This is a genomic window from Achromobacter sp. ACM04 (assembly GCF_014851465.1).
In the GTDB taxonomy this organism is placed as follows: Bacteria; Pseudomonadota; Gammaproteobacteria; order Burkholderiales; family Burkholderiaceae_B; genus Achromobacter; species Achromobacter aegrifaciens.
This window is the reverse complement of record NZ_JACUZS010000004.1, coordinates 318024-344180: the sequence shown is the minus strand read 5'-3', so window position 1 is coordinate 344180 and position 26157 is coordinate 318024. Positions and strand designations below refer to the sequence as shown.

The 26157-nt window shown below is 66.7% G+C and carries 17 protein-coding genes, 1 tRNA gene and 1 pseudogene; 9 read left to right on the top strand and 10 right to left on the bottom strand.

Annotated features, from left to right (window positions below; translation table 11 throughout):
- Positions 1–64 precede the first annotated feature (64 nt).
- Positions 65–823, bottom strand: a complete 759-nt coding sequence (locus IB259_RS23475; RefSeq protein ID WP_192330236.1) for an IclR family transcriptional regulator — start codon at positions 821–823, stop codon at positions 65–67.
- A 104-nt stretch (positions 824–927) separates the two neighbouring features.
- On the opposite strand from IB259_RS23475, the gene IB259_RS23470 reads away from it, so the two are divergent.
- The 4 genes from IB259_RS23470 to IB259_RS23455 all read left to right on the top strand — a co-directional run bounded on the left by IB259_RS23470 (position 928) and on the right by IB259_RS23455 (position 5780).
- Positions 928–2091: a fumarylacetoacetate hydrolase family protein gene (locus IB259_RS23470; RefSeq protein WP_054457703.1), complete on the top strand. Its 1164-nt coding sequence runs from the start codon at positions 928–930 to the stop codon at positions 2089–2091.
- 195 nt (positions 2092–2286) lie between these two features.
- A complete protein-coding gene (gene ispB, locus IB259_RS23465) occupies positions 2287–3252 on the top strand; it encodes an octaprenyl diphosphate synthase (protein WP_054457702.1) in 966 nt (321 codons plus the stop codon).
- 152 nt (positions 3253–3404) lie between these two features.
- Positions 3405–3481, top strand: a tRNA-Pro gene (locus IB259_RS23460).
- Positions 3482–3641: 160 nt separating this feature from the next.
- Positions 3642–5780, top strand: coding sequence for a LamG-like jellyroll fold domain-containing protein (locus IB259_RS23455; RefSeq protein ID WP_192330234.1), 2139 nt, complete (start codon positions 3642–3644; stop codon positions 5778–5780).
- A 39-nt stretch (positions 5781–5819) separates the two neighbouring features.
- Here the strand turns inward: IB259_RS23455 and IB259_RS23450 are convergent, their stop codons facing one another.
- The gene (locus tag IB259_RS23450) at positions 5820–6785 is read right to left on the bottom strand and encodes a LysR family transcriptional regulator (protein WP_192330232.1); all 966 of its coding nucleotides are present in this window, start codon (positions 6783–6785) and stop codon (positions 5820–5822) included.
- 124 nt (positions 6786–6909) lie between these two features.
- Between IB259_RS23450 and IB259_RS23445 the strand changes: the two genes are divergently transcribed.
- Positions 6910–7890: a tripartite tricarboxylate transporter substrate binding protein gene (locus tag IB259_RS23445; RefSeq protein ID WP_192330230.1), complete on the top strand. Its 981-nt coding sequence runs from the start codon at positions 6910–6912 to the stop codon at positions 7888–7890.
- On the top strand, positions 7887–9413 hold the full coding sequence (locus IB259_RS23440) for a sulfatase-like hydrolase/transferase (protein ID WP_054457698.1): 1527 nt from the start codon (positions 7887–7889) through the stop codon (positions 9411–9413). Before IB259_RS23445 ends, IB259_RS23440 begins: the two co-directional genes overlap by 4 nt.
- A gap of 22 nt (positions 9414–9435) precedes the next feature.
- Here the strand turns inward: IB259_RS23440 and IB259_RS23435 are convergent, their stop codons facing one another.
- A complete protein-coding gene (locus tag IB259_RS23435) occupies positions 9436–12819 on the bottom strand; it encodes an ATP-binding protein (RefSeq protein ID WP_192330228.1) in 3384 nt (1127 codons plus the stop codon).
- A gap of 222 nt (positions 12820–13041) precedes the next feature.
- The gene (locus tag IB259_RS23430) at positions 13042–13722 is read right to left on the bottom strand and encodes a response regulator (protein WP_054457696.1); all 681 of its coding nucleotides are present in this window, start codon (positions 13720–13722) and stop codon (positions 13042–13044) included.
- On the opposite strand from IB259_RS23430, the gene IB259_RS23425 reads away from it, so the two are divergent.
- From IB259_RS23425 to IB259_RS23415, 3 genes and pseudogenes are all read left to right on the top strand, one after another.
- A complete protein-coding gene (locus tag IB259_RS23425; protein ID WP_192330226.1) occupies positions 13721–13885 on the top strand; it encodes a hypothetical protein in 165 nt (54 codons plus the stop codon). The genes IB259_RS23430 and IB259_RS23425 overlap by 2 nt on opposite strands.
- A 232-nt stretch (positions 13886–14117) precedes the next feature.
- Positions 14118–15806, top strand: a complete 1689-nt coding sequence (locus IB259_RS23420; RefSeq protein WP_192330224.1) for a ShlB/FhaC/HecB family hemolysin secretion/activation protein — start codon at positions 14118–14120, stop codon at positions 15804–15806.
- Between the two features lie 56 nt (positions 15807–15862).
- Positions 15863–18073 (top strand): annotated as a pseudogene (locus IB259_RS23415) (filamentous hemagglutinin N-terminal domain-containing protein); the annotation flags it as partial.
- 908 nt (positions 18074–18981) lie between these two features.
- On the opposite strand, the gene IB259_RS23410 reads toward IB259_RS23415, so the two are convergent.
- From IB259_RS23410 to IB259_RS23385, 6 genes are all read right to left on the bottom strand, one after another.
- The gene (locus IB259_RS23410; RefSeq protein ID WP_192330220.1) at positions 18982–20172 is read right to left on the bottom strand and encodes a fimbrial protein; all 1191 of its coding nucleotides are present in this window, start codon (positions 20170–20172) and stop codon (positions 18982–18984) included.
- Between the two features lie 36 nt (positions 20173–20208).
- Complete coding sequence (locus IB259_RS23405; RefSeq protein ID WP_225596922.1) at positions 20209–20970, bottom strand: molecular chaperone; 762 nt, start codon at positions 20968–20970, stop codon at positions 20209–20211.
- Positions 20967–23606 (bottom strand): fimbria/pilus outer membrane usher protein, encoded by a 2640-nt coding sequence (locus tag IB259_RS23400; RefSeq protein WP_192330218.1) that lies wholly within the window; start codon positions 23604–23606, stop codon positions 20967–20969. Before IB259_RS23400 ends, IB259_RS23405 begins: the two co-directional genes overlap by 4 nt.
- 81 nt (positions 23607–23687) lie before the next feature.
- Positions 23688–24419, bottom strand: coding sequence for a molecular chaperone (locus IB259_RS23395; protein WP_225596921.1), 732 nt, complete (start codon positions 24417–24419; stop codon positions 23688–23690).
- A gap of 13 nt (positions 24420–24432) precedes the next feature.
- Positions 24433–24993 (bottom strand): fimbrial protein, encoded by a 561-nt coding sequence (locus tag IB259_RS23390; RefSeq protein WP_175182041.1) that lies wholly within the window; start codon positions 24991–24993, stop codon positions 24433–24435.
- Positions 24994–25331: 338 nt separating this feature from the next.
- Positions 25332–26132 carry a winged helix-turn-helix domain-containing protein gene (locus IB259_RS23385; protein WP_175160813.1) on the bottom strand — a complete coding sequence of 267 codons (801 nt, stop codon included), beginning with the start codon at positions 26130–26132 and terminating at the stop codon, positions 25332–25334.
- Between the last annotated feature and the right edge of the window lie 25 nt (positions 26133–26157).

Genomic DNA, 26157 nt, shown 5'->3' with positions numbered 1-26157 from the left:
CCCGGGACTTTCAGAAAGTCAAAAAGCCGTTGCAGGCTAAGGGCTTAGGTGTCGCATGCGCGCTTCAAGCGCCGGGGATCACCCGCAGGGCGATGTCCCGCGCCACGAGGCGGATGCCCGCAATGACGTCATGGCGGTGCGTCTCGTCCAGCCGGTCGGTGGGGATCGACGTGCTGACGGCCACCCGCTTGCCCTGCGGCGTCATGCCCACGTAGGTGGCATAGCAGACCAGGCCTGTCGCCACTTCCTCCAGATCCTGCGCGAGGCCTGTGCTGCGCACTTGGGCCAGTTCCTGATCGAGCGCGGCGCGGGTGGCGAGGCTGCGCTCGGTGACGCGCGGCAGCGCATCCGGCACGCGGGCGGCCAGGTCTTCGGGCGGCAGGCTGGCCAGCAACGCCTTGCCCAGCGCGCAGGCGTGCGCCGGCAGGCGCAGGCCCAGGTCCGACACCAGTCGCACCGGGCGGCGCGCGTCTTCGCGGGCCAGGTAGACCACGTCGAAGCCATCCAGCGTCGCCAATTGCACCACTTCGTTGTGCCGCGCCACGAAAGCGCCCGCGGCCGCCTGGAACGCCGCCTGCAGTCCGTCCTGGCGCAGATAGGCATGGCCCAGCGCCATCAGTTCGATGCCGATGACGTAGCCGCCATCACGGCGCTCGATCCAGCGGCGCTGTTCCAGGCAATCCAGCAGCAGATAGAGGGTGCTGCGGGCGAGCTGGCAGGATTCAGCCAGCTCGGATGCCTTGACCGGCGTGTTGCGGCTGGCCAGCACTTGCAGGATGTCGTGCGTGCGGCGGATGGCGGGGACGTCGTGTACGGTTGCCATGCTCTATTTGTCCAACATATTGGACATAAATTCATGATGTTGGACATGATAATGGAAGTCTCCTAGACTGCCCCGCACATCATTCGAACAAGGCGAGGAGACTCATGGACCAAGCAAAGGCGCTGCCCGTCGATCTGGAACAGGCGTTGCTGGTGGGGCGGGTGTGGAGGCCGGGGCATGGTCCCAGCGTCGTGGCGGTGCGCCGCGGCGAGGTGATCGACATCACGGCGGCCGCGTCCACCATGGCGGACCTGCTGGACCGTCCCGACCGCGTGGCGCTCGCCGCCAGCGCCGCCGGCGAGTCGCTGGGCGATGTGCATGCCCTGATGGCAGCCAGCCTGGCAGGCCGGGAGGGCTTGCGCCTGCTGGCGCCTTGCGACTTGCAGCCCGTCAAGGCGGCGGGCGTCACCTTCGCCATCAGCCTGCTGGAACGCATGATCGAGGAAGAGGCCGGCGGCGATGCCAGCCGCGCCGAGGAAATCCGCGTCCGCATGCAGGCGCTGATCGGCTCGGACTTGTCCCGCCTGCGGCCGGGCTCGCCCGAAGCTGCCAAACTGAAGGCCGAGCTGACCGAGCGCGGCCAGTGGTCGCAATACCTGGAGGTGGGCATAGGTCCGGACGCCGAGATTTTCTCCAAGGCGCCGCCCATGGCGTCGGTGGGGACGGGTGCGCATATCGGCGTGCTGCCCGAATCCCGCTGGAACAATCCCGAACCCGAGATCGTGCTGGCGGTGGACAGTCGCGGCGAGGTCGTCGGCGCCACGTTGGGCAACGACGTCAACCTGCGCGACATCGAAGGCCGCAGCGCCTTGTTGCTGACCAAGGCCAAGGACAACAACGGCTCTTGCGCCATCGGTCCCTTCATTCGCCTGTTCGACGGGGACTTCAGCCTGGACAGCGTGCGCCAGGCCGATGTGTCCTTGCGCATCGAGGGCCTGGACGGCTTCGTGCTGGACGGCGTGAGCCACATGCGCGAGATCAGCCGCGATCCGCTGGACCTGGCGCGCCAGGCTTGCGGCAAGCATCATCAGTACCCGGACGGCTTCATGCTGTTCCTGGGCACCATGTTCTCGCCCACCCAGGACCGCATGGGCCCGGGCACCGGCTTCACCCACAAGCTGGGCGACCGCGTCGTGATCGCGTCCGAGCGCCTGGGCGCGCTGGTCAACGAAGTGCGTCTGGCCACCGAGATCGAGCCCTGGACCTTCGGGGTGCGCGCACTTTACGCCAGCCTGGCCGCGCGCGGCCTGCCGCGGCAAGGCGCCTGATCCACCGCAGGACGGCGCCGGGCGGGGGCGCGCTCCGGGGCGCCACCCCTGCCGGCGATTCCGCCAGGATGACGGCTCGCGTCCGTCACTCCCCGTATAATCCTTGGTCGAATCCTCCCGCCGTCTGCGGCGGGCCCAGCGGTAAGAGCCGGCGCGCGTTCACGCCGCGGCTCGTTTCACTCTCCCGGATACGTCTTGAATCTCCCCGAGCTTGTTGCCCCCATTGCAGACGATATGAAAGCCGTCGACGCGGTCATCCGCGAGCGGCTGAATTCCGAGGTGGTCCTGATCCGCACGATCGGCGACTACATCATAGGCGCGGGCGGCAAGCGCATGCGCCCGGCCATGGTACTGATGGTGGCGCGCGCGCTGGGCTACGAGGGCACGCACCACCAGCTGCTGGCCGCCGTGGTTGAGTTCATCCACACCGCGACCCTGCTGCACGACGACGTGGTCGACGAATCCGACCTGCGCCGCGGGCGTGAAACCGCCAACGCGGTCTTCGGTAACGCCGCCAGCGTGCTGGTGGGCGACTACCTGTATTCGCGCTCCTTCGAGATGATGGTGGAAGCGAACTCGATGCGCGTCATGAGCATCCTGTCCGAAGCCACCACGGTGATCGCCGAGGGCGAGGTGCTGCAGCTGCTGAACGTGCATGATCCGGACGTCTCGCAGGAGCGCTATCTGCAAGTGGTGCGCTACAAGACCGCCAAGCTGTTCGAGGCCGCCGCCCAGGTGGGCGCCGTGCTGGCGGGCGCCACCCCCGAGCAGGAAGCCGCCGCGGCCGCCTATGGCCGCCACGTGGGCACCGCCTTCCAGTTGGTGGATGACGTGCTGGACTACAGCGGCGACGCCGCCGCCCTGGGCAAGAACGTGGGCGACGACCTGCGCGAGGGCAAGCCCACGCTGCCGCTGATCCGCGTGATGGAAGTGGGCACGCCGGAACAGCAGCAATTGATCCGCGACGCCATCAAGACCGGCGACGCCGACTTCGCCGCCGTGGCCGCCGCCATCCAGGCTACCGATGCCCTGGAACACGCCCGCCAGGCCGCCGTGGCCGAAGCGGATCTGGCCCGAAAAGCACTTTCTGCTTACCCCATTTCCCCTTTTCAGAAATCTCTGTTAGAATTCTGCGCTTTCGCGGTGAACAGAGATCGCTAAGCGAATTAGGCGAAAAATCTGGGGCAACCCAGGTGTTGGGAAAACCCGGATGGGAAAGCCCGGTGGCCTGAAACGTGGCGGTTGATAGTGAAAGCGAAAGATGATTTGGTTGCACTGAGCGCAGCGAAGTCAGTAGTAGTAGTAGTAAGACTCGGGGCGTAGCTCAGCCTGGTAGAGTACTGCGTTCGGGACGCAGGAGTCGGAGGTTCGAATCCTCTCGCCCCGACCACTCATGTGGTCGAATTCATGAAGGTGTTTCCCGACGCCTTTGGCTGAAAGCCGGTATCGCGCAAGCGTTGCCGGCTTTTTTGCATTTGCGTGTCGGATTCAGTCATCCCGCCGTCATTCCGCGTCTCTAGACTCCCGCCTTTTTCGAACAGGCAGCAGAGATGACGAAGGACAGCAAGCACGGCCAGGGTGATACGCAGATCGTGGAGCAGGCGGCGGATGCCTTGCCGCAGGCGCCCGACAACCGGCGGCGCAGCCTGCTGCGCGCCGGCTTGGGCGTGACGCTGTTGCCCATGGGCGGAAGTTTCCTGCTCAGCGGCTGCAATGGCGGCGGCGACGATGACGATGATGATGACGGCGATGGCGGCACGGGCAAGCCTCAGCCGGCCCTGGTGTCGAGCTTTGCGCTGGCGGTGCTGCCGGATACGCAGTTCTATTCTCGCTACGCGACCGATGCCGAGAACCAGCAGTTCATGCGCAAGTACGGCAGCGAGCCCTACCAGGCGCAGACGCGCTGGGTGGCCGAGCACGCCAAGGCGCTCAACATTCCCTTCCTGGTCCATCTGGGCGACGTGGTTGACCAGCAGGGCAAGCCCGACCAGTGGAAGGTGGCCAGCGCCGCGATGAAGGTGCTGGAAGACGCCAAGGTGCCGTACTCGATCCTGGCGGGCAACCACGACGTGATCGTCGACCGCGACTATGTCGACGAGAGCAGCCAGTCGGCCAATACCGACGCGCAGCGCGACCTGGCCAAGGAACCCTACCTGCAGCATTTCAGCGTCACGCGCGCCAAGCAGCAGGCCACCTTCGGCGGCCGCGATGCCAGCGGCTTTCACGAGTACCACGTGTTCGAGGCCGAAGGGCAGAAGTTCCTGGTGCTGTCGCTGTCCTGGCGCGCATCGAATGACGCGCTGGCCTGGGCCAACCAGGTGCTGCGCGCCAATCCCACGCTGCCCGCCATTCTGATCAACCACCAGCTGCTGAACATCGACAAGGATGGCGTCAGCCCACTGGAAGTGCCCTACGGCAAGATGCTGTGGGACAAGCTGATCCGCGACAACGATCAGATCTTCATGACGCTCAACGGCCACTACCACGGCGCCACCCGCCTGACCAAGACCAATGCCTATGGCAACGCGGTGGAGGAGATGGTGGTGGATTACCAGATGGCCTACCAGGGCGGCAACGGCCTGATGCGTCTGTACGAATTCGATCTGGGCAACAACGAGATCCGCGTGCTGTCTTTCTCGCCCTGGGTGCCGCAGAAGCCCAAGGATACGCTCAACGCATTTGATCAGGCGGTGCTGACCGCGCCCAACGAGCAATTCACCATCAAGATGGACTTCGCCAGCCGCTTCTCCGGCTTCAACAAGACGTTCAAGGCGGCGGCGCCCTCGCATACCTCGCTGGTGGAACAGGCTTCGGCGCTGATCCTGGCCAACTACACGGATCCCACGACCGTCGAACAGAAGCCGGCCGCGGACGTCAACGACTACCCGCTGGTGGCGGGGACGCTGGCGCACTGGCGCTTCTTCGGCGGGCAGGCCGGCCTGTCCGTCAAGGTGGGCGAGACCGTCGCGGATCTGACCGGCCTGAATCCGATCCGCCGCGCGGCGCTCAACATAGACGGCGTGGCGGGCGCGCAGGAAGGCGACCTGCTGTGGTCGGACGATCACCATTACCTGTCCGCCGCGCCCGGTTCAGTGCGGTTCCTGAACACCGATAAGAACACCGCGCGCATGAGTTACTTCACCACCGAAGCCACTGCGGCGATCAACGGCGCCACGATGCCCAACGGCTACACGGTCGAGGCGTTCCTGAAGATCGACCGGGACTGGAGCGCGCAGAAGCACGCCTGGATGAACGTGATGACGCGCGACGGCAAGCGCGGCGATCTGGCCGGGTTCAATGGCGGCGACCCGGAATCCCCGCCCTTGATCTTCGCCGTGTCCAGCTTGCGCGAGATCCAGTGGGAAATCGTGCCGGTCGTGGCGGGTGAGCGCGGCGGCAAGACCAACTGGTCGGGCGAGATCATCGCGGACAAATGGTTCCACGTCGCGGTGGTCAACGACGCCGACACGCACGAGACCATTCTGTACATCGAGGGCGCGCCGGTATTGCGCAACGTCAGCAATGCGCCGGGCCTGGCGACGCTGGCCGCCGACATGCCCTGGGTGATCGGAGCGGGTTCGTGGGACGGCGAACGCGCCGACGGCTTCTTCGGCAGCATCGGCGAGATACGCATCGTGGATAAGGCGCTCAAGCCCGCGCAATGGCTGACCGCGCGCCGCGCGAGCTAGCGCGTCATGCGGGACGCGCGCGACGCGTCCCGCAGGTGTTCAGCGTGGCGCCGCCGCGTCAGCCGCCTCGGCCCGCAGGCACTCGATCAAATCCCGCATCCGCGGCGACAAATCCAGGCTGTGGTGCCGCACGATGCCCAGCGGGCCGAATACGGGAGGCAGCTCGATATCCAGAACGGCAACGCCGCCGCTGCCGGCCGGGTGGCGTGCGACGCAACGGGGCAGCAGCGACAGCAGGTCGCTATTGGCCATCAGCATCATATTGTTCAGGGCCGAGGCCGATTCGATGCGCGACGGCGGGTACTGGCCGTGACGCTGCAGCAGCATGTCCAGGCCGATGCGCGCCGGGCTGCCGCGCGGCGGCATGATCCACGGATAGGCCGCCAGTTGCGCCCAGGAGACCTGGGCCACGTCCGCCAGCGGATGTCCGCTGCGCGCGCATACGCACATCGGCTCTTCGTACAGCACTTGCGTCAGGGTATCGGGCGTGCGCACGGCGGCGCCCATGCGCGCCACCAGCAGGTCCAGCTTGCGGGTGTGCAGGTCTGGCATCAGCGCTTCCAGTGAACCCTCGCGCACCAGCACATTGACATTGGCCGCCTGTTGCTCGAAACGCAGCAGCGCGCGCGGCACCAGGTAGGCCGCCGCCGCCGAGTTGACGCCGACATGGATGGTTTCCGCGTCGAGGCCGGGCGCGGCGGACCATTCGCCGCTCATGCGTTCCAGGTCACCCAGCACCCAGCGGGCGTGACGGATCAGGGAGTCGCCATGGGGCGTGGGGAAGGTGCCCTTCGGGGTCCGGTCGAACAGCCGGGCGCCCAGCATGTCCTCCAGTTCCGCGAGCATGCGCGACACCGCAGGCTGGGTGGTGGCCATGCGTTGCGCCGCCACGCCGACGTTGTGGACTTCGTCCAGCAATAGCATGAGTTGCAGGTGGCGCAGGCGCAGCCGGCCACGCAGATACCAGTCTTGCTGCAGGGGAGCGACGGTGTCGGGAGGGTTCATCTCTACATATCAACTCTGATATGGAAAGTGAAAAATATATCATTGGACTGGAATGATGGGCTGGCCGATGATGATTGCCAGCGAGCCGCCCGCGAATGAGGCGAGCCGCGGGATGGAGACAATCATGCTGAAACTTGTGCGCGGCGCCCTGGCCGCCCTGAGTCTGGCCGTACCTCTGGCCGTTCCCCAGGCGGCCGTCGCGGCTTATCCGGACCGCCCCGTCACGCTGGTCGTGCCCTCGGTGCCCGGCGGCGCGGCCGATGTGGTCGGGCGTCTGGTCGCTGCGGAAATGTCCAAACAATGGAACGTTCCGGTCATCGTGGAAAACCGCGCCGGTGGCGCCGGCGTCATCGGTTCCCAGGCGGTGGCACGCGCCAAGCCCGACGGCTACACGCTGCTGCTGGGGCCGGACGCCTCGTTCACGGCGGTGCCTTACCTGATGCAGGACGTGCCGTATCGTGCCGAGGACTTCGCGCCCGTCGCGACGCTGGCGACCCTGCAGTACGTGTTGGTGGCGGCGCCCACGGCGCCGTTCAAGTCCTTGCGTGAACTGCTGGAGCAGGCGCGCGCCCGGCCCGACTCCATTACCTACGCCAGCGGCGGTCCGGGTTCCACCCATCATCTGGCGATGGCGTTGTTCGAGCATGCCGCTGGCATCTCGCTCAAGCACGTGCCGTACAAGGCCGCGCCCCAGGGCTTTGTCGGCGTGATGGGCAGCCAGGTCGACCTGATGTTCATCGTCGCCAGCACGGCCGTGCCGCAGATCAAGGCCGGCAAGGTGCAGGGGCTGGCCAACGCGGGAGCCGCGCCCATCGCGGGCGCGCCCGACCTGCCGATGGTGAAGGACGCAGTGAAGGACTTCACGTTCTACAGCTGGTTCGGCCTGTTCGCGCCGGCGCAGACGCCCGCTCCGGTGCTGGCCGATTTGCAGCGCGCCGTCGCCGCTGTCCTGAAGAGTCCCGAGGTCCGGGACAAGATGCAGGCCCAGGGCATGATCGTGGGCGACCAGGACGGGCTGGGCTTGAGCGAACGCATCGCCCATGACATCCGTGTGCTCGCGCCCGTGCTTTCCGACATCAAGACCGCCACCAGCAAGCAGCAATGAAACGCCCCAACATTCTTCTCATCACGACCGACCAGCATCGCGGCGACTGCCTGGGCTTTGCGGGACGCCGGGTCAAGACGCCGCACATTGATCTGCTGGCGCGCACTGGCACGCATTTCGCGGCCTGCATCACGCCCAACGTCGTCTGCCAGCCTTCGCGCGCCTCCATGCTGACCGGCCTGCTGCCGCTGACGCATGGCGTCTGCGACAACGGCATAGACCTGGACCTGCGTACCGGCGAGGCGGGCTTTGCCGGCAGCCTGGCCGCTGCCGGCTACGACACGGGCTTCATCGGCAAGGCGCATTTCTCCACGCACCACACCTTCCAGGCCACGGGACGGCCCGAATGCCAGTACAGCGAGGCTGGCATGGGACCGGGCTGGGCGGGGCCCTACATGGGCTTCAAGCATGTGGAGCTGGTGGTGGAAGGCCACAACTATTGGCTGCCCACGCCTTTGCCCGGCGGCCTGAATCATTCGCGCTGGCACTACGGCGACGGGTTGGGCGAACTGCGCAACCAGCTGTATGAGACCGACCTGGGCCCGGCCAGCGGCGCGCCGCAGACCTTCCATTCCGCTTTGCCGGCGGCCTGGCACAACTCCGCCTGGATCGGCGATCGCACCATCGATTATTTGCGCGAGCATCGCAATCAGCCGTTCTGCCTGTGGGCATCGTTTCCCGATCCCCATCACCCTTTCGATTGCCCCGAGCCCTGGTCGCGCCTGCATCATCCCGACGAGGTCGATCTGCCGCGCCATCGCGTCACCGACTACGATCGCCGGCCCTGGTGGCACAGGGCCAGCATGGAAAGCAAGCCCATGGGCAATGCCGAAGTGCAGGCGGTACGGCAGAATTTTTCGCGCATGCCGACCCAATCAGACGAGGCGCTGCGCCGGATCATCGCCAACTACTACGGCATGATCTCGCTGGTGGACCATCAGGTGGGGCGCATCATGAAGGCGCTGAGCGAATACGGGCTGGACCAGGACACCATCGTCATCTTCACCTCGGATCATGGCGAATGGCTGGGCGACCACGGACTGATGCTCAAGGGTCCCATGCCGTATGAAGGCCTGCTGCGCGTGGCCATGGTGGCCAGCGGCCCCGGCATCGCGGCCGGGAGAAAGGTGGAAGACCCGGTTTCCACGCTGGACCTTGCTGCGACCTTCTGCGACTACGCCGGCGCATCGGCCCTGGGGCCGCAACACGGCCGCAGCTTGCGTCCGTTGCTGGAAGGCGGGGATGCCACCCGCGAGTTCGCCTTGAGCGAATGGGACGTGGCGGCATCGCGCTGCGGCGTGGAGCTGAAGCTGCGCACTGTGCGCACGCGCGACTGGAAGCTGACCGTCGAACTGGGCAGCGGCGCGGGCGAGATGTATTGCCTGGCCGAAGATCCGGACGAGATGGACAATCTCTTCGACGATCCGGGTCATGCTGCGAAACGGCGGGAACTGGCCGCCATGCTCGCAACCCGGCCTGCGGACCAGTTGCCGGCGCGCGTGCCGGCATCGGGTATCGCTTGAACCTGCGGCGCAAACCGGACGGTCAAGCCTGTTCGGTGGTCGGCTGGCCAGCAGGCTTGGCCAGGGCGCTTTTCACCGCGGCGAGCACGTCGTCGCAGATGAGCGCCACCGCGTCCGCCGACCCGCGCACGCCTGGCTGGTTCAGGCGGGTATCGAGCTGAGCGCACTGTTCGGCCAGCGCGGGCAGGCGGAAAATGGCCAGCATGCCACGCAAGGCGTGCAGTTCGCCGCGCAGGCTGCCGCTGTCTTCGTCGATGGCAGCGCGTTTGATGGTGTCCAGGGACTGCGCGCAAGATTGCTCCAGCGTGCGCAGCAGCGCCGGGGGGAAGGCGCGTCCACCGGTCAAGGCTTGCGGACCGTTATCGGCCGCAGCCGGTGCTTGTTGCGGGCCGCGGCCGGCTTGCCCGCATACGTCCAGCAAGGCGTGTTCGAGTTCGGCCAGCGGCAGGGGCTTGGTCAACACCCGCGCGATGCCGGCTTCATTGCAGCGCTGCCGCTCGTGTTTCGTCACGCAGGCCGTGGCGGCGATGACGGGCATGTCCGGCCGCATGGATCGGGCCTGTCGGGCCAGCGCGTAGCCGTCCACGCCAGGCATCGCGAGATCGGTGACCAGCACGTCATAGCGGTGCGCTGCCAGCAGTGCGCCAGCCTGCGCACCTCCCTCCGCCAGATCGACTTCACAGCCCAGCAGCTTGAACTGTTCTTCGAACAGGCCGCGGTTGGCGGCATTGTCTTCGGCCACCAGCACCCGCAACGAGCGGGTCGAATGCCGCGGCGCAGGCGCGGGAGCCGCGGTGGACAGGGGCGCGTCCTGCAGCACATGCCGCAAGGCCGAGGCCAGGCCATGCAGTCCGTACATCGAAACGCTGAGCTTGCGTCCCGTGTCCTGCGGCGTGGCGGGTCCGAGCATGCCGCAATCGATCACCCATGAAGATTGGTCCAGCAACCTGTCTTCGTCCTCCGGCTGCCAGTCCGTCTTGTCGCCCCAGATGATGAGGACCGTCGCTTCGTCCAGCGTGTCCTCGTCCAGTTCGGATGGATGGCGGCGGGCGTTGACGCGCAGTCCCCAGGTTCGCAGGACGGCTTCCAGGCTGTGACGGCAGTTGTCGCGCGCGGCCAGCAGCAACACCTGCTCGCCGGCGAACCATGGCCTGTCGGCCTCGGCGTTTTCGATGCCCAGCGGCAAGGAGAACGCGAACAGGCTGCCGCTTCCAGGTTCGCTGCGCACGGACAGGGAGCCGCCCATTGCCTCGACCAACCGGCAACACAGGGTCAGCCCCAGGCCCGTGCCGCCATAGCGCCGGCCTATGGTCGCGTCGGCCTGGCTGAAAGCGCGAAAGACACTCCGAGTCTGTTCTTCCGTCATGCCCATGCCGGTGTCCTCCACCTCGACGGCGATGCGGGCCGCGTCGGTGCGGGTACGCAGCACCACCTTGCCGTGGTCGGTGAACTTGATGGCATTGGAGAGCAGGTTGTGGATCACTTGTCCAAGTCGGGTGGCATCCCCTCGCATGGGCTGCCTGAGCGCAACGCCCAGATCGCCGAGCAAGGCCAGTCCTTTGGCCTGGGCCTGGGGCGCGAACATGGATAGGGCGTGCGAGGCGACTTCGAGCAGGTCGAACTCCGTCTGCTCCAGGCTCAGTTCGCCGGCCTCGATCTTGGAGAAGTCCAGCACGTCGCTGATCGTGGCCAGCAGCAGTCCCGACGACACCCGCACGGTTTCGAGATGATTGCGCTGGATTGGCGCCAGGCGCGAGCGCGAGAGCAGCTCAAGGTGTCCCAGGATGGCGTGCAGCGGCGTGCGTATTTCATGGCTCATCGCCGCCAGGAAGGCCGACTTGGCGGCATTGCCGCGGTCCGCGGCGGCCTTGGCTTCACGCAGGCGGTGGGCCAGCTGATATTTTTCGGTGACGTCGATGAACGCAGCCACGACCACGTTAGATCCGCGGTAGCGCGCGCCTGCCATGCTGACCGACAAGGTGACGGGAGTGCCATCGCAGGCAACGAACGAGAGGTCTTCCTCCACCACATCCGTATCGCGCCTGCCTGCGGCCGTGCCGGCGCGCCGCCGATAACGATTGGCCAGCTCTGCCGAAAGGCTGAATTTTCCCACGCCCACGCGCGCGGTCATCTTCTCCATGGCCGGGCTGTGCAACAGCGGACTGCCGCTGGCAGCGTCGATCAGACCCAGGCCCACGGGAGCCGTCTCGATGAGCGTGCGGTTGAGATGCTCGCTCTCCAGCGCCAGCCTGGAACGGTTCATTAAGGGCCGGACCACGCGCAGCTCGAAGTAGAGCAGCAGCGCCCATATCAACGCCAGCGTGGTTGCGGTCATGGTCGCGGGCGTGGTCAGCTGTGCGCTGATGGCATTGACGATGCTGCTCCAGTCCAGCGTGAAGACCAGCACCCAGCCCGTCGGGCCCAATCCTTCTGAAATCGAGAACTGGCCAGAGCGCGTTCTTTCCTGGCGCGTTCCGGCAGGGATATCGGCGAGGTCGGCGGCCGGAGCGGTTTCCTGCGCGTCGCCGACACCGCCGCCCGGCGACGCAGCGATGAGTTGGCCGCTGGCGGACATGATGGCGAAGTCGCCCGCCTGCCGGTTTGCCGCCTGCGAGGCGCCGGGTTGCAGGGGGGAATACTCCGTCACCAGCACGGCGACCGGCACGCCCTTGTCCAGTATGGTTCCACCGATGCGGAAGACCTGCTTGCCCGTGATCGGATTAGCGACGGGAGGGATCCAGCGCAAGGAGCGCCATGTGTCGGTGCCGGCATCGGTCGCGATCAGCATGCGCCGGCTGACTTCGCCGGTCAGCAGGGCGAGGTAGCGGTCGCGGTCCGCCAGGATCCTCTGGCGGACCGCTGCTTCGGGGGCAGGGACCAGGCCGGCGATGCTGCCATTGACCCCAAAGAAGAACGAGGCCAGCGAGTTGTCATGGGCCGCGGGCCCGCCTGAGGGAACGCGTCCGATCTGCTCGGCCAGATTGAAGAACTTTCCTGTCGCAGCGTTCGTCACCCGGCCGCCGCCCGAACCCAATATCCATTGAGAGCGGGAATCCTCGTCGGCCTCCACCAGCAGTTCTTCGCCCCGGCTGCGGTACTTTGCGATCTGGGCCGCGTCAAAGGGCGCCGCTTCCCGCCACATCAGCTCCGCGCTTGCCAGGCTGATGCGGAAGGCGTTCTCGCGCGTATAGATTTCCTTCATGAGCACGGCGTGTTCGGCCACGAACGATTGGCGCACGTACTCCAGATATTTTTCGGCGGTGGTCTTGGCTTCCAGGGCGAAGGTCAGCAGCACCGCGACCGTGATCAGCACGCCGCCGCCCAGGCTCTGCCAGCGCTGATAGCGGCGAAAGCGCGTCACGGTGTCGAGCCGCGAGGGGCTCAGGCGGTGGCGTAGTCGAATCAAGGCGCGGGAGGATGGGTGTCAGGCGGCGCCGGCATGCCGTCTCGGATAGGCGGGCGCTGCGGGTTTCTGGGGGCGGGCGCAGCTACTTGAACATTATTCCGGCCCGTTTGGCGCAAAGGCTTGCCAGCGGTTTTGACGTGGATCAAGCGGCTGCCACTCGGGTCTGGTCGCGTCCAGCGTGTCGACAATGAACAAGGGGCAAGCACTGGTGCCGCCGGAGACTCAGGCCGCTTTCTCGCCCTTCACGTCGGGTGGCGTCATATCGGCCATCGGCAGGGCGGCGCAGCCGTACCGGACCAGGTCCGCGTCGCGTTCGATGCCCAGCTTCCTCATCGCGCTGCGCTTCTGTGAGCTGACCGTCTGCACGCTGCGGCTGGAAATACGCGATATCTCGGTGATGGTGGCGCCCGCGCAAAACAGACGGATGATCTCTGCCTCTCGCCGCGTCAACCGCGGCTGTTGCGGCGAGAGGGATTCGCGGATGATCATGTCCTTCACCGTCGGCGAATAGTAGGTCCGGCCGCGGCTCATCGCGTGTATCGCTTCGGCGATATGGCGCGTTGAATCTGCCTTGCTGAGGATGCACAGGTTCTTTTCGGCCAGCAGCGCCCGCAGCAGCGTGGGATGCTCGACCATGGTGAGCACGGCCACTCGCAGCGCCGGGAAGCGCCGCCGCAAAAATCCGATGAGCCCCAGCCCGTCGCCGTGCTTGCCGCCCGGCATCGCGTAGTCCGAGACCACCGCGTCGCACGGTTGAGTTTCAAGCAGGGCCACCAGGTCCGTGGAGTTCCTGGCGCAGCCGATCACTTCGATGGCCGGATCTCGCGCGAGCTCGTGGCTCACGCCCAGGGACACGATGGGATGGTCGTCGGCAATGATGACGCGGATGCGGCCGTGTGACATGTTTCTTTCCCCGTTCATCCAGAGCCTGCTGCGGAACTGCCGTGCGTCCATGGCGATTGCCGCCAAGTTTCGCAAGCAGGCGTTTGAAACGCTGTATGTGCGCGGCTGCTGTGGCGATGCCGCGTGCCGCCATATTACCGACGGCGTCCTCGCCAAAGAATAGGAGGAGTACTAAAGTGCGGCGCTCGTCGCAGCCGCCGCCACCCCCAACTCCGCGGCAGGCGACTGCCGAATCGTAGTAGTACGACTCCGATTTCGTAGTCTTCCCACAGTTCCACTCCCGTCCGCTCCGTATTCTGCCGGCAGGACGAGAATCGCCCGGCTTGGCAGGAGCGGCAGCCGGCCCGGGGGCAAACGCTTCCTGTGAAAAAAAGGCAGAGAGCAGGGGGCGGGAGATGACAGGGGAGAACGCGCGCCACCGGATGGCTGCGCTGGCCGCCGGGCTGGTCATGGCGTTGTGTGCGGACGTCTCGCGGGCGCAGATCCCGGATGCGGGGCGCGCCATGCGCGACCTGCAATCGGTCTTGCCCGCCATGCCCCCGGGTGGCACGGCTCCGGAGGTGCAATTGCCCGAACCGCAGCCGCCCGCAGCCGCGTCCGGCGAAGCGGCCACAGGCCCCGCCGTCAAGGTGCTCGAGTTCCGCTTCGAAGGCAACCGCGCCGTTGACGACGCGACGCTGCGGGCGCTGCTGGCCGATCTGGCGGGCATGGCGCTGACGTTTCCGGACTTGCGCCTGGCCGCTGATCGCGTCACCGCTTACTACCATGATCGGGGTTATGTGCTGGCTCGCGCCTACCTGCCGCCGCAAGACATCGATGCGGGCGTCCTGCGCGTCGCCGTGCTGGAGGGCAGCTATGGCGAGATCGGTCTGCGGAACCGCTCGCGGATCCGCGATGCTGTGCTGGAACAGCCGCTCTCCGCCCTGCATCCGGGGGATGCAGTGCAGGCCCGTGAGCTGGAGCGCGCGCTGCTGTTGCTCAGCGAGCTTCCCGGCGTGGCGGTGAAGGGAACGCTGCGGCCCGGCGTCGAAACCGGCACCACCAGCCTGCTGGTGGATGCCGAAGCGGGACCGCTCGTCTTCGGCAGCGTGGACGCGGACAATTTCGGCGGCTACTACACCGGCGAATACCGGCTGAGCGGAAGCATCGGCGTCAACAACCCCCTGCGCCTGGGCGACCAGCTCAATCTGCGACTGTTGGGGAACGATGGCGGTCAGCGCTACTACAACGCCGGCTATCAGCTTCCCCTTGGCTCCTGGTCCACGCGCGTCGGCATTGGCATGTCCAGCATGCGGTACGAACTCGGCAGGCGTTTCGAACCCCTGGGTGCGCACGGCCGCGCCGACGTGTCGACCGTGTTCATCCAGCAGCCCTTGGTGCGCACGCGCCGCGCCAGCTTGCGCCTGCAATTGCAGCACGAGCGCAAGCGTCTGGTCGACAGCATGGATCTCTTCGACGTAAGCAGCAGCAAGCGTATCGGGCTATGGACCGTGGCCCTGGCTGGCAGCAGCGAGGACGGATGGCTCGGCGGCGGAAGGACCATCTTGCAGCTGTCGCATGGCCGCGGCCGACTGCGCCTGGGCGATTCGCAAGCCGAGCGCGAGGACCGTCTGACCGTGCGCACTGCAGGCTGGTTCGCCAAGACCAATCTTTCGGCCAGCCGACTGCAGCAGCTTGGGGACCACCTGCAGCTTTATGCGCGGCTGGACGCGCAATGGGCGTCGAAGAACCTGGACAGTTCCGAGAAATTCAGCCTGGGCGGACCCTATGGCGTACGCGCCTATCCGCTGGGCGCGGCCAGCGGCGACGAGGGCTGGCTGGCCGGCGTCGAATTGCGCTACCAAATGGCTCCCGGGTGGCAGGCGAGCGCCTTTGCGGACCGCGGCAGCGTGCGCCTGAGCAAACAGCGCTGGACGCGCGAAGGCAACCGCAACGACCTGAGTGCGGCGGGATTCGGCATCACGCAGTACGGCGCCAACCATCAGGTGAACCTGAGCATCGCTTGGCCGATGGGCCGGCAGCTACCCACGACGGAAGCGGACCGCGAGCCCCGCTTGTGGTTCCAGGCGTCGCGCTACTTCTGACGCAGGCGCATCACGCGCGCAGTTTTCTCAACCGGCGCAGTCTGCCGTGGCGGCGGATGCGCCATTCTCGCGAGGCAATCATGAACAAGACATATGCATTGGTATGGAACGAGGCCAGACAAAGTTGGAGCGTGGCGCGCGAGTCGGCGCGCCGCCATGGAAAATGCGGCGGCGGCAGGCGCGGCCGCATTGCGGCGCTGGCCCTGATCGGACTGGCGAGCCTGTCTTGCGCGCATGCTGCACCGACGGGAGGGACGATCGCAGCCGGCAATGGCATAGGCGATATCCACACCACGCTGGACCAGAAAAAGGTGTCGATCAATCAGCACACGCAAAAGCTGATCATCGATTGGAACAGCTTCAGTATCGGCGCCGACGAACGTGTCGCCTTCAACCAGCCTGGCGTCGGATCCATCGCGCTGAACCGGGTGAACGGCCTGTCGCCAAGTTCGATCCTGGGACGCATGGACGCAAATGGCCAGGTTTTCCTCGTCAACCCCAACGGCATCGTCTTCGGCAGGGGCGCGGAGGTCAACGTGGGCGGACTGGTAGCGTCGACCAAGCAGCTTTCCGACGCCGATTTCAACGCGGGCAACTATCGCTTCGCCGGGCCATCGGAGGCCTCCGTATTGAACCAGGGCGTGATTGCCGCGCGCGACCGCGGCAGCGTCGCGCTGCTGGGCGCCAAGGTCAGCAATCAGGGTGTGATCCAGGCGCGGCTGGGGCGGATCGCGCTGGCAGCCGGCGCAGAGTTCACTGTGAACTTCGACGGCAACGGCTTGCTCGATTTGCGGATGGATGGCGCCGCGCTGTCCGCCCTGGCCGAGAATGGCGGCATGCTGAGCGCCGACGGCGGGCAGGTGCTGATGACGGCCAGCGCCGCGGGAGCGGCCTTGCGCACGGTGGTCAACAGCCAGGGCATCATCGAAGCGAAGACGCTGCAGGGTCAAGGCGGCAAGATTACGTTGGACGGCGGCGGCGCCGGCGTGGTGGTGGCTGCGGGCAAGCTGAATGCCAGCGCGCTTGCCTCGCCAGGCAACGGCGGCGAGGTGGAGATGCGGGGGCAGCAGGTGGCCGTGCGGCTTGGCACTGAGGTCGACACGCGGGCCTTGAACGGCGATAGCGGCACCTGGCGCATCGCGTCGGCAGGGGTGACGGTGGGCGAAAACGCCACCGCGGCAAACGTCACGGCGCACGCGGACACCGTCGCCAGCAATCTCGCGGCCACCAACATCGTGCTGGAAGGCGCTGCGGGCGACGTCGCGTTCAATGGCCCGATCGCGTGGCACAGCGGCAACACGCTCGGCTTGGTTGCGGCGGGTGATATCGCGGTCAACGCAGACCTGGCCGCAACCGGCCAGAACGCCGCCATCGCCATGTCCGCCGGCGGAGAAATCGCGCTTAACGGCAAGACTGCCATTACCGGCATCAATGGCGCCTTGTTCTTGCAGGCGCCCGGAGGCCATATTCTGGGCGAAGGGGCGATGATCACGCTGTCCGGCGCAGGCGCATCCTTCAGCGCCCATGGCCAGCGTTACGCGGTGATCCAGAGCCTCGCCCAGCTGCAGGACATCGACCGCAACCTGAGCGGCCTGTACGTGCTGGGCAACAACCTGAGCGGACGCGGCTCGATCCAGGCCATAGGCGGTCCGCAGGGCATCTTTTCAGGCGTCTTCGATGGTCTGGGCAATACGCTCAGCGGCTATTCGGTCAGCGGCGCCGGTCCCAACGTGGGCTTGTTCGCCGCCTCGTCCGGCAGCATCAGCAATGTCAACCTGGCGTCGATGACTGTCAATGCGCCTGCCACCGGCGCGGCATCCATGTCGGTGGGCGCGCTGGTGGGCCGCAACTCGGGCCAGATCGTCAACGTGTCCACGTCCGGGATGCACGTGAAGGGCAGTTCGTATCACCGTAACGTGGTGGGCGGCCTGGTGGGCACCAACGCCGGCGGCAGTATCGACCGCGCCACCGTCGCCGGCAGCGTATATGCAGGTTCGCACACGATCGCCATAGGCGGGCTGGCAGGTGAAAACCTGAATTCCGCGACGAGCCGCGGCGTCATTACGCGCAGCGTCTCGCGCAATGTCGTATCGGGAGCGATGCAGCGCGATGAGCTGGGCGGCACGGGCGGTCTGGTTGGCGTGAACCGCGGCCTGATCGCGGATGCCTCCAGTCATGCGAGCACGCAGGCCACGGGAGCTGGCCACAATGTGGGCGGGCTGGTGGGCAGCAATCTGGGCGGCGACATCGAACGCTCGCTTGCGACCGGACGGGTGCAGAACGGCAGCGATGCATACACCGGCGGCCTGGTGGGGTTGAATAGCGGGGCCATTTCAGGCTCGGCCGCCGAAGGTGGCGTCAGTGCCGAGGGCGGCGGCTCCACCGGCGGCCTCGCAGGGCGCAACAGCGCCGGCGGCTTGCTGCTGGACGTCAAGGCCGCAGGCGATGTGACGGCCGCCTATGGTGTCAATGTGGGCGGCCTGGTCGGCGCCAACGATGGACGCATCGATACGGCGGAGGCGGGTGGCGAGGTCAAGGCCGGCTACAACCGGAATGGAGGCCGGGCGGGCGGTCTGGCCGGCTATAACAGCGGCACGATAGAAGCCTCGGTCGCCCGCGGCAAGGTTGCTGGCGGACACTATGGGTACAGCGGGGGACTGGTCGGCTACAACACCGGCACGCTGGGCACGGTCAACGCCAGCGGCAACGTGACAGCGGGGCAGGGCAGTGCGGTCGGGGGGCTGGTCGGCGCCAATCAGGGCCTGATCGTTTCGGCGATGGCCAATGGCAATGTCTACGGCGGCGTCAACAGCCGTGCCGGTGGCGTGGTGGGAGAGAACGGCGACATGGGAGAGGTCCGGCAGTCCTCTTCCTCGGGCGAAGTGGGTGGCGCGAGCCGCGCCCTGCTGGGGGGCATTGCTGGGTTGAACCAGGGCGAAATCTCCTATTCCAGCGCGAGCGGCAAGGTGAATTTCGTGAACTCCCTTCAGCATACCTATGGCGGCCTGGCCGGCGCGAACTACGGCGTGCTGCGCGCCAACAGCACGTTGGGGCTGGCATCCCTGGTGCCGCCGGTGGGCTTGAACTACGGGATTGTCGAGCGTTGATCGACAGTGCATGAACAGGGCCATGGACGCGCGCGTCCATGGCCCTGTTGGCATGAGGCGCCCTGGCCTCAGGGAAACTCGAAGGTGAACTCCGCGCTGCCATCGGCGATGCCGGCCTTGACCGCTCCGTCGACCGGCGCCGTGCGGACATAGTGGGCTCGCAGCATCAGCACGGCCTGGTCGCCGACGCGCTGCATGTCATACGCGGCGCCGAAGCGGACCGGGACTTTGCCGGTATCGTTGATCATGGCAATGCCTATGCCCTCGGCGGCTTCGGAGCCGGGCTTCAGGTTCAGCACATGGGGATCGGTGTTGGGGCCGTACTTGTCGGCAAAAGTAATGGTCGGCTTGGCCGAGGCGCTGCATTGGGTGAGCACGATGGAAAATTCCTTGGCTGGCGAGGTGGCTCCCGGTGTATCGAAGAGCGAGAGGGGCAGGTCTCCCAGCGAGACTGGGATCGTCCGGTAGGCGCCGACCTCGCATTTGTTGGGGACGATTACCCCCGTGCCACCGCCAATGCCGATGACGCCGGTGCCCTGGTAGGAAAACGGCAGACTGCCGCAGACGCCGGTAATGCCCGGTGTCCAGACGGGAAAGTTCTGGATGGCCTCGCCGTAGCCCACCGCGCCCTGCTGGTAGTTGACGGCATAGAGCATCAGCGTGATGTTGGGGTCCACGCCGGTCACTTTCAGTTCACCGCTGGGCAGGTTGGCCGCGGCGTCGGTCAGTACCAGGCGCTGGACGTACTCGGTGACGGTGGAGTTTTTCTGCGACGCGGACCCGGCGGTGTCGTAGTACACGGGACGCTTATCCATGACCACGGGCAGCGCGCCGGGTTTGATCCGTCTTTCGACGCCGTCCGCGCCCATGACGGATACCTGCAGCCCGATGCCGGGTACGTTTGTCTGCGCCGTGCCGTCGGCGGCCACGCCTGCGTTGGGACCCCACTGCGCCGCCGCAACCAATTCGTGGAGGACGCCTGCGCCCACGCCCGAGCCAAGCTGGAAATTGTTGAAAAGCCCGGCGCCCCGCTCGAACAGCACATCGCCAATCTGCGAGGAGCTGGTCAGCGGCGAGACTTCACGCCAGGGGCCGCCGGCCTGGTTCGACTGGCTGCAGTGGATGGCAGGGCGGTTCATGACCAGTTCGCCGCGAACCGGGGCGCACGGCAATGCCATCGCGGCGGCCAGCAGGAGGAGGGCGGCCCGTGCAGGCTTGTCGATCGCATGGGTGCGCGCGGGGATAGGGAGCTTGCTCATCAGGGTGTACTCCTGGATGCCGGGATCGGCTTGGACTCAGTTTGCGGCTGCGAGCGCTGCCGCGCCGTGGATCAGGTCGCCGGCGTCATCGGCGGCCTCGTAGCGCAGCGTGCTTGCGTGCGCCTGGGGTTGATGGCTGGCGGGTAGCGCGAACCGGGAGGTGGCGTACGGCGGCACGGTCAAACCGTCCAGGCGCTGTACGCCCGCCGCGGCGGGAAGCTCCAGCCGTGCCAGCGACACATGGAAAGGGGTGGGGTTGTGCGCTTCCAGCTGCCATGGCGCAGCGGCGTCTCCAGAGCGCCGGTACTTCCACGCGACTTGCGCCGGGGCCTCCCGAGGATCGCCTTGCAGCGCCGGCGGACGGAACAAGACCTTCATCCGCAGCCGGAACGACAGCTGCAACTGGTTGCGGCGCGACGGCTGCAGCGAAGGGATTTCAAGGAAATTGATCCAGAACACCGATTCGCGGTCGCCCGGCAGGGGTTCGCCCGTGTAGCGCAGCTCCAGCGCCTTGCGCTCCCCGGCATCCAGCCGGTAGACCGGGGGCGTCAGCACGAAAGGGACGGGCAGCTTGCTGGGATCGGTGCGCGCCTGCGCTTGCTCCTGGTCCAGCCAGGTCTGCACCAGGATGGGCGTCTGCCCCGAGTTGCTGGTGCGTATCGTCAGCGACCTGGCTTGCGCTGGATAGATGAAGCGTGTGCCAACCACGGTCAGGTCCGCATGCGCCCAGGCTGCCATGCAGGCCATCAGCAGGCCGGCGGTCAGGCGCGGTGCGCATGCGCGCAGCAGGCCCATCATCGGCGCGCCAGCGGGCCGGGGCCCGTGGGCCTGCCGCCGTCCGCCGGCATCGGCGCGCAGGTGAGCGAAAGCTCATCGTAACCCCGGGCGCGCTGCCGCGCGCGCTCGGGTAGGGCGTAGTCGATGGCGCAGCGCTGCTGCAGCCCCGGTCCCCACTGCACGATGACGCGGCCTTGATCCTGTTCCACCCGCATGACGATGCGGCTGCCCTGACCCACCGCGCCCACCGGCTTGCCGTCGGCGGCGTTCAGCACTTCCGCGCCAAAGGGCAGCGCGGCGCCGTCGGCCTGGCGGGCATCGATCAGCACCGGCCGGGCCACGCGGGTCGGGTAGGACAGCAGCACGACTGCGCCGGCGCGCGGCGCCACGTTGCGCGAACTGGCCTGCAGCTCCACGTCGTCGGGGATGCCGCGCGGATCGATGTCGACGGTGTTGAGCTGGTAGGGGCTCAGGCTGGCGACGACGCCATAGCCGCGGGCGTCCAGGCGGTCGCCGCCGTAGCCGATCTGCGCGCCTTGCGCGTGGTCGGCGCGTACCAGCGCGACCGTTTCCCCCAGCGTCTGCGAGAAGGTCACTCCGCCAGCATGGACAAGCACGCCGCCCGACGCGTTCAGCGATGCCTGGCGGAAGCCCGCTCTCTGCGAAATACCCGCTCCCTGCGAAATACCCGCTCCCACCCAGGACTGCGGCAGGCGGTAGCCGATGTTTGCGCTTGCCGAGTTGGCGTTCTCGCGGCTGGCATGAGAGGCGGATACCGAATAGGTGCCTTGGTCGGACTCGCCCATCGAGCCCGCGACCGAGGTGGTGAAGTTGGCGCCGGCGCGGGAATCGGCGCTGTAGTAACTGTTGAGCATGGGAGCGCCGCGCTCGGCCCGGCCCAGGGGAATCGAAAGGTTCACGGTGACCAGTGTGGAGTTGTCGCGGCCGCCGCCCCGGTACGAATTTCGGGTGGCCAGGTTTTGCATGCGCTGCACGCCGAAGGAATAGGAAATGTCGCGCCAACGGTTGCTGTAGCCCAGCGCGAAGTTGATGGTGTTGCCATGGCCTTGCCAGTATTGGATGGCCGACCCCGACAGATAGACGTTTCCGCCGTTGACGCCAAGCTGCTGGCTTATGTTGGCGTCGAGCCGTCCGCGCGTGCGGCCCACGTCGCCGAACCAGCGGTAGCGCTGTGGCGCGCCTTGCAGGGCGATGCTCTCGCGCAAGCCCACGAAGCCGCTGGTGGAATAGCGGTAGGCCAGGAGCGAAAAGTTGGTGCCGCTATTGGGCAGGTTCTTACTGTACGACAGGCGGTAGCTGGCGCCCGTCCGCGTGCCTTCGTCCGGAAGCTCGGCGCGGGATAGCGTGACGTCGGCCGCGAATGCGCCCAGCGCGGTGTTCACCGCGGCGCCGGCCAGCGCGGAACCATAGTGCCGGGTGAAAGCGAGACCGCCGTAACCCGTGTACATGTCGCCCAGCCCGCGCTTGAACGTGCCCTGCAGCAAGTACTGCGAACTGCTGCCCATGCCCAGATCTATCGCCCGCCCCGCCGTCAGGCTGTAGCGGCTGGTGCCGGGCCGCAGCAGTTGGACGGTGGTGGCGAAGGGCACGACGAAGCTGCGCGCGCTGCCGTCCGCCTCCACGATACGCACGTCCAGGTCGCCGCCATATCCCGCCGCCTGCAGGTCTTCGAGCGCGAAAGGGCCGGGCGCCACGGTGGTTTCGTAGACGAGGTAGCCACGCTGGTACACCGACACCTGGGCATTGCTGTTGGCCGTGCCGCGGACAACTGGGGTGTAGGAACGCAACGCGCTGGGCAGCATGCGTTCGTCGCTGGCCAGCTGCACGCCCCGGAACGATACGGAGTCGAACAGGTCGCCGTCGGTGGAGCTTTCTCCCATCAACAGCTGCGACTTCCACGCCGGTACGTCGGTCTTCAGATAGGTATAGCCGCGCTGATAGTTCGCGCCATGGCCCGGCGACCAGGTCGCGCTGCCGTAGTGGCGCAGCCGGAACGCGCCCACGTTGACGCCTGCATTCAGGCCCGCATAGCCACGCGTGGTGCGCATGCCGCGGCTTTCAGAGGTGAAGAGGTTGCTGTTGTAGTTCAGCCGCGCCGCCGTCACGCCGAAGTCCCAGTTCGATGGATCCACGTAGGCGCCGGGCGTGGAGAGGCGCAGATAATACTTGGGCACGGTGAGATAGAGCTTCTGCTCGGCCACCTCCAATTTGACCTGCGCGCCGGGCACGTAGCGCGACAGCTCGCCGCAGGCTGCGGTCGAGGATAGCGCAAGCATGCCCTCGCCGCGCGCGGCCTTGTCGACGTCCAGGCCAAGGCGCGCCAGCAATGCGCTGTCATAGCACGGCGTGGCGCTGGCGCTGCCGGCCAGGAGGCGGAACGGGACCTCCTCCACGCCGCGCCACTGGCCGTTGACGTAGACGTCCAGCTTGTGCCGGCCGGGCTCCATGAAGTTGCCGCGCTCGAAGCGGCTCGTGTCGATGGTCGTGCCGCCTGCGCCTTGGAACATCATCTGCGGGTCGAAGAACGCCTGCTTGCCTTGTACGGGAGCGACCCAGACCGCCAGCGCGGCGGCAAGACCGGATGCGAGCCTTTCCGCCGCCTGGCGCCGATTCGCTGGACGAGCGGGGTCTGGCAAGCGGGGGCAAGCCCTTGCGTGTAGATTTTCCATCGGGACGTGTCAGCTCTGTGGTTCGCGGGCGCAAGCTGCGCCGCGCCTTTACTCGGTAACGGCCTGCTTTGTCTTCGTGGTTCCGCCGTAGTCGGTGATGACCTCGTACTCGACCGAGACCCGGCCTGCGGGTTTGGCCGCGCGGGACGGCAATTCGAAGCGCGCTTTGTCGAATGGCGCGACCATGCCGCCATCGAGCACGGTGCGCTTGTCGCCTGCGACCAGATCGACGCTGGCGAAGGAGACGTAATAAGGCGTCGGGTTCGTGACTTCCAGCGCGCGTCCGCGCAGCCTCCAGCTCAACAGCGCCGGCGCGGCTTGAACGTGAGGACGCAGCGCGGCTGGCCTGAAGAAAACCTTGATGCGCGACCGGAACTGGAAGATCAGCACATTGGCTTCGTTCGGATCGCGCGGCGGCGTTTCCAACACGTTGAGATAGAACAGGCTCTCGCGATCGGCGGGCAGCGGCTCGCGGGTGTATGAGATCCTCAGCACCGCGCCGCTGTCCGGGTCCACCCGCACGACCGCTGGCGCCAGGACGAAAGGCACGCGCATGTCCGCCGGCGACCTGTCTGCATTGCCGTCGTCCAGCCAGCTCTGCGCCAGCACGGGACCGGCGCCCGCGTTGCGGATGGCCAGCGTCGCGTCGCGGGAATCCGGCGAGATGACCAGGCGCGTGCTTTGCAGCACCAGTCCGGCCCGGACTGGTGTAGCCCAGGAACACAGGGTCATGGCGCAGACGGCAGCCAGGGATGAAACGATGCGCGCTATCGACGCCATGACCGGCCCGCGCTTAGTTGTAGGACAGCAGATACTTGATGCTCGACGCGCCGGAGCCAGCGCCCGCCGCGCCGCCGACCTCGACATACTTGGCGGCGTACTTCAGTTCCGCCGTCCCCGGATTGCCCGTGACCGTGGCGACCTGCGGCGTGGTTTCCGAACCGCCAATGGGAATGATGCCGGTGTTGCCGGTCGCGTTGTTGCGGATCTGGATCTCGACGTTGGGCGCGCGGTCGGCATCCAGCAGCGCCAGGTTGCCCGCTGGCGTGGCGTTGGTCGGGTCGAACATGATGCGGACCTTCCGGCCGTCGGTGCAGCCTGCTCCGCCCGCGAGATTCAGCTGGAACTCGGCTTCGACGGCATTGCCCAGGCCGACTTCCTCCGGCGTGGGCGTGCCCAGCTGCACTGTCTGCGTGTTGCCCAGGCCCGGGGTGTTGCCGTTGATGTCGCAACCGGGAGCGCGGATAACGCCCATGAAGTTGATGACGCCGTCAACCGCGTGGGCGGGCACCGGCGCGAGCACGGAGACCAGGGCTCCGGAGGCCAGGAGAGAGGCGACGAGACTGCGTTTCATGTTGTATTTCCTTTGAAGCTAGGCTTGCCCGCGGCGATCGAGACCGTCCCGGGCGCGGGTCGGACCGGGACGGTCCTTGCGCATCCGGAAGGCAGCGATCTTTTTGGGGATTCATGTAAGGCCCGACGCCGCGAATGCGGCGATATCCAGGCGGCTCGTACCCGTCGGTTGTGCGCTCGAATCTGCGCGGGCCGGCGAGTACGGATACTTTATGGCGCGGGGGCGGGAAATTTAGTCGGAAGACATCGATTTCCGCATCTGAGAAATACGAATTTGCGCAGGGTCGCGTTGATCGGGAGCCAACCGCCGCCATTGCAGCGTCGCGATTGGCGTCGCCGCTAGTTGGCGTTGTTCAGCGGATGGACGAAGGTGTAGCCCTGTCCATAGCTCGTGCGCAGCGGCAGCTCGATTCCCGCCATGCGCGCCCGTCGGCGTAGCCGCCCGACCACGCTGGAGACGATGGCGCGTTGCAGGTGGATGGGGCGGCTTGCCGCATCCGGCCACACTTCGCGGTGCAGATCCGCAATGCTGCAGTACTGGAAGTCATGCCCGCGCAGGCACGACAGCAGCGCAAATTCCTTGTTGCTCAACGCGATCTTGCCGGCGCTGTCAGGCGCGCGCAGCGTTTTCTCCGCTTCGATCAGGGCCCATTCCCGGACCGGCGTGACGCGGACTGTCGCGACTGTGCCGGTCAAGGCGCGCCGCTGCCGCGCCAGGGCGTCGGCGGCGGGGGCGGCTTCGCGCTGCAGGCGAGTACGCAATGCCGAGGACAGGCGTTCCAGGCTGCTCAGCGCCGCCAGCAGTTCGTCGATGCCCGCGTTCGAGGCCAGGCAGGCGTCGGCGCCGGCGCATATCAGTTCGGCCCGCGCATTGGAGGAATCGTTGGCGGTGATCATGACCACCAGTCCGGTGACGTAGGGGCCGCGCCGCGCGCCCAGCATGGCGGCCAGCCATTCCACGCTGCCGTGCATGACGACGTAGTGCAATCCGGGTTCGGCCAGCTGTTCCTGCAAGCGGAGCGCGGATTGGGTCAGGCACACCATCTGGGCACGGTCGCCCAGCCCTTGGACTAGCGTCGCCGCTGGCTCTATGGCTTCGACGCAGACATGGACGGTGTGGTTGAATGCGGGCTTTTTCATGATCGATGGCCTGTGGTTCGTGGAA

Coding starts and splice junctions, on each gene's coding strand:
- IB259_RS23475 (WP_192330236.1), bottom strand. CDS start 823: ATGGCAACCGTACACGACGTCCCCGCCATCCGCCGCACGCACGACATC.
- IB259_RS23470 (WP_054457703.1), top strand. CDS start 928: ATGGACCAAGCAAAGGCGCTGCCCGTCGATCTGGAACAGGCGTTGCTG.
- IB259_RS23455 (WP_192330234.1), top strand. CDS start 3,642: ATGACGAAGGACAGCAAGCACGGCCAGGGTGATACGCAGATCGTGGAG.
- IB259_RS23450 (WP_192330232.1), bottom strand. CDS start 6,785: ATGAACCCTCCCGACACCGTCGCTCCCCTGCAGCAAGACTGGTATCTG.
- IB259_RS23445 (WP_192330230.1), top strand. CDS start 6,910: ATGCTGAAACTTGTGCGCGGCGCCCTGGCCGCCCTGAGTCTGGCCGTA.
- IB259_RS23440 (WP_054457698.1), top strand. CDS start 7,887: ATGAAACGCCCCAACATTCTTCTCATCACGACCGACCAGCATCGCGGC.
- IB259_RS23425 (WP_192330226.1), top strand. CDS start 13,721: ATGTTTCTTTCCCCGTTCATCCAGAGCCTGCTGCGGAACTGCCGTGCG.
- IB259_RS23430 (WP_054457696.1), bottom strand. CDS start 13,722: ATGTCACACGGCCGCATCCGCGTCATCATTGCCGACGACCATCCCATC.
- IB259_RS23420 (WP_192330224.1), top strand. CDS start 14,118: ATGACAGGGGAGAACGCGCGCCACCGGATGGCTGCGCTGGCCGCCGGG.
- IB259_RS23410 (WP_192330220.1), bottom strand. CDS start 20,172: ATGAGCAAGCTCCCTATCCCCGCGCGCACCCATGCGATCGACAAGCCT.
- IB259_RS23405 (WP_225596922.1), bottom strand. CDS start 20,970: ATGATGGGCCTGCTGCGCGCATGCGCACCGCGCCTGACCGCCGGCCTG.
- IB259_RS23395 (WP_225596921.1), bottom strand. CDS start 24,419: ATGGCGTCGATAGCGCGCATCGTTTCATCCCTGGCTGCCGTCTGCGCC.
- IB259_RS23390 (WP_175182041.1), bottom strand. CDS start 24,993: ATGAAACGCAGTCTCGTCGCCTCTCTCCTGGCCTCCGGAGCCCTGGTC.
- IB259_RS23385 (WP_175160813.1), bottom strand. CDS start 26,132: ATGAAAAAGCCCGCATTCAACCACACCGTCCATGTCTGCGTCGAAGCC.